Origin of the sequence: Portibacter marinus, assembly GCF_021533195.1 — a bacterium.
Classification (GTDB): domain Bacteria; phylum Bacteroidota; class Bacteroidia; order Chitinophagales; family Saprospiraceae; genus Portibacter; species Portibacter marinus.
This window is the reverse complement of sequence record NZ_JAJNKB010000050.1, coordinates 1-1863: the sequence shown is the minus strand read 5'-3', so window position 1 is coordinate 1863 and position 1863 is coordinate 1. Positions and strand designations below refer to the sequence as shown.

The 1863-nt window shown below is 33.8% G+C and carries 3 protein-coding genes; all 3 read left to right on the top strand.

What is annotated here, in order from left to right; genetic code table 11:
- The first annotated feature begins 166 nt into the window (after positions 1-166).
- The 3 genes from L2567_RS20855 to L2567_RS20845 all read left to right on the top strand — a co-directional run bounded on the left by L2567_RS20855 (position 167) and on the right by L2567_RS20845 (position 1733).
- Positions 167-703 (top strand): hypothetical protein, encoded by a 537-nt coding sequence (locus tag L2567_RS20855; RefSeq protein ID WP_235299804.1) that lies wholly within the window; start codon positions 167-169, stop codon positions 701-703.
- Positions 704-996: 293 nt separating this feature from the next.
- Positions 997-1338 carry a type II toxin-antitoxin system HigB family toxin gene (locus L2567_RS20850; protein WP_235299803.1) on the top strand — a complete coding sequence of 114 codons (342 nt, stop codon included), beginning with the start codon at positions 997-999 and terminating at the stop codon, positions 1336-1338.
- Positions 1335-1733 carry a helix-turn-helix domain-containing protein gene (locus L2567_RS20845; protein ID WP_235299802.1) on the top strand — a complete coding sequence of 133 codons (399 nt, stop codon included), beginning with the start codon at positions 1335-1337 and terminating at the stop codon, positions 1731-1733. The genes L2567_RS20850 and L2567_RS20845 overlap by 4 nt, the downstream gene beginning before the upstream one ends.
- Positions 1734-1863 lie beyond the last annotated feature (130 nt).

Genomic DNA, 1863 nt, shown 5'->3' with positions numbered 1-1863 from the left:
AACATGCGATAAGGAAGTAATTTCGCTTCAGAAGAGTCCTGATTGCAAGTATTGAATGAAATATTGCTACATTAGAAAACCGATCAAGATAGAGGAAAGCGAAACTCCTCCTATCGCTGGCCGTTATCACATATAAAATTTAACCACTTTGAAAAAAATGAGAATTATGAAACCGAGTGAATTATTGATGTTAAAAGCACAATTTTGGCAGCGAATACTTACCATGTCAATGATTGCGTTGAGTACACTTCAAATAGGCGCACAGAATAGTACAAACACAATATCAAAAAACGCAGTGTATTTCGAGTTATTAGGTTCATCATTCTATCTATATAATATAAGTTATGATCGTGCAATTTATGTTCGCGGTAAAAATCGATTGTCAATCGCTCTTGGATTTCAAGTACAAGATCCAATTAGACTAGATGCCTCCAATTCAATAAGCCCACAAATAAATTACATGTACGGAAATATCCATTCTTTTGAAACTGGGATTGGTTATGCCTATTATGCTCAGAATATCAATCCAAACGGTCTGATTTTTAGACTAGGATATCGTTATCAAAAGAAAAATAGACTTTTTTTCAAGCTTGGGATAACACCAATTATCACTGATGGTTTTGCAATAATTGGAATACCAATAAATGGAGATAATTTATATATTTTGCCATGGGGAGGAATTTCTCTCGGATACAGTTTCTAAGAAATCTTAATAATGAGGGCTCCAAATTTTTGCATTATATACCAAAACTTATCAAGTTGTGAGAGAATAGATTTTATGGTAAAAAAAATTATAAGATAAATTTTTCTAAAATTGACAAAAATATAGATGGACAATACTGTCACCCGGTAATCTAACTACATGTGATAACACGCTGTAACACGTCATGGCTGCTATCGCGACGCCACGACGGTTCACAGCTATCCCGTTAGCATTCATGCAAATAGTCTGTGTCAACAATTTGCTTACTTAAAGCAAATTGCTTACATTTGTAAATGCGCGTAAGAGTTATTAAGATAAGCAACGTTACAGATCATATTGGATCTAATAAATTCATGATGAAATGCTTTGAGGCTTTTTTTGATAGACTAGAACTGGTTGATTGGCAAATTCCACAAAATATGACCCAAACTTTTAAATCCGCAGATCTAATTACATGTGGAGACGGTCAACTAAGTCGCGTTGTATTTAATATCGGAAGAAATCGATACAGAATGATTTGCGGATATCATTTTGGAATAAATGAAGTTGTATTATTTGTAAAGTTCGTCGGAACTCACAAAGAATATGACAAGGTTAATGTATGTAAGATTGACATGTTTAAAAAGGTAAGATGAAATATAAAAAAATTCCCAATCTCTCAGTATACACTGAATACTGTAATAAGTATGAAACGCTGTTAACTGATAATTATGAGAAAAATAAAGATGAAATTGAATTGTTAGGAATCTTAATCGATGAATACGACAATCGACAAACAGAATTCAAGAAAAAGATGAATCCAGTAGAGTTGCTAAATTCAATTCTTGAGGAAGAACAAATCACAAAATCCAAACTTGCTAAAGATTTAGGAACTTCACGTCAACTTATTAGCGATATAATTAGATACCGAAGAAATATTAGTAAAGAGATGGTTACCAAATTGTCAACATACTTTAAACTACGACCAGAAGCTTTTAGTAGACCTTACAATCTGAAGAATTATAAAACAAAAGCAAGAGAGACCGCTTAAAGAGATCGAGTAGGTAAAGGGGACTCTCACCCCTAAACCTCTCACAGAACCGTACGTGAACCTCTCAGCTCATACGGCTCTTCATGCTCATTCTTTCGAATCGAATACGCCACTAAACTCATTCCTTCCA

Excerpts from the sequence above, each read along its gene's own strand:
- L2567_RS20850 (WP_235299803.1), top strand. The coding sequence starts at position 997 with ATGCGCGTAAGAGTTATTAAGATAAGCAACGTTACAGATCATATTGGA.
- L2567_RS20845 (WP_235299802.1), top strand. The coding sequence starts at position 1,335 with ATGAAATATAAAAAAATTCCCAATCTCTCAGTATACACTGAATACTGT.
- L2567_RS20855 (WP_235299804.1), top strand. The coding sequence starts at position 167 with ATGAAACCGAGTGAATTATTGATGTTAAAAGCACAATTTTGGCAGCGA.